This window comes from Bacillus cereus group sp. N24 (genome assembly GCF_016483345.1).
GTDB lineage: Bacteria > Bacillota > Bacilli > Bacillales > Bacillaceae_G > Bacillus_A > Bacillus_A toyonensis.
In genome coordinates, this window is the sequence record NZ_JAEHCA010000081.1 from 1 (window position 1) to 991 (window position 991).

The following is a 991-nucleotide window of genomic DNA, read 5'->3' on the forward strand; positions in this document are numbered from 1 at the left end:
ACAATTCCCATTTTTTTGTACAGATTCTCATAATTTAAAGGCATGTTATTCTCTCCCCCTTAGATGTTCTGTAGATCTTTATCAATTTTTTCAATCTTAGCTTTCTTTTCCTCTTCACTTATCGTAGATTGTTGAATATCCCGTTTCTCTAATTCTTTGACCTCTTTCATTACGTTTTTATTTCCTTGCGTTTTGGCAAAAGAATAACAATCTTCATATTTTTTTAGATTTACAAAAGCTTCAACAATGAGTTTTTCACGTCTACCGTCCATATTGACTTTCCCTTTAAGCTTAATTACCTCCTCATATTTCTTATTAAGTGCTGCTTTTTCAAAGTCGATTACATCATTTTTGACATCAATTTCATTGATTTTATTCATGTTGTCTATCCCAATAAAATAAGCAACCACACTTTCTGCAAATTTCGGCTCATATTGTAATGCCTTATTTGCCTTTCCATTTAATAAATAAGTAAATAAAACTGCCTTCTGACTATCTTTATCTAATTCTGTGTAATTGACCTTATCGAAGTATCTAACGGCTTCTCCATACTGTTGAATGGCTGCCTGTTGTAATCCTTTTACTACATATTGTTCAGAGCCAGCATTTGCACTCGAAACTGGTTCGGAAGAGAATAACTTAAAGGCAAATATGGCACCAGCTCCAATTAACACCATACTTCCTATGACACTCGCAATAATCTTGAATCCTTTTCTATTTTCCTTTCCAGGCTTTATTTGTGTTTTTACTTCATCCGATGGACTATAAGAGGGTTCTTCCTTCCTTTCTGGTGATTCTTCTCGATATTCATATTCTTCATGAAAAGGAGAATCATTGATTTCTCTTTCTAATGTTTCTAACAGTTCCTTCTTTTGTTCCTCTTGTTCCGGATCTAATTGCATCACATTCATTTTTTTAGAAATGTGATCAAAAATATGATCTGCATATCTCGAACCAAGTGATAACGTACCGTTATAAATTTCATTGGAAT

Annotated in this window: 1 protein-coding gene; it reads right to left on the reverse strand. The window is 33.1% G+C overall.

Going from position 1 to position 991, the window contains the following annotated elements:
* Positions 1 to 59: 59 nt before the first annotated feature.
* The coding region (locus tag JDS95_RS30415; protein ID WP_199691044.1) for a hypothetical protein at positions 60 to 991 on the reverse strand (932 nt) is incomplete at its 5' end.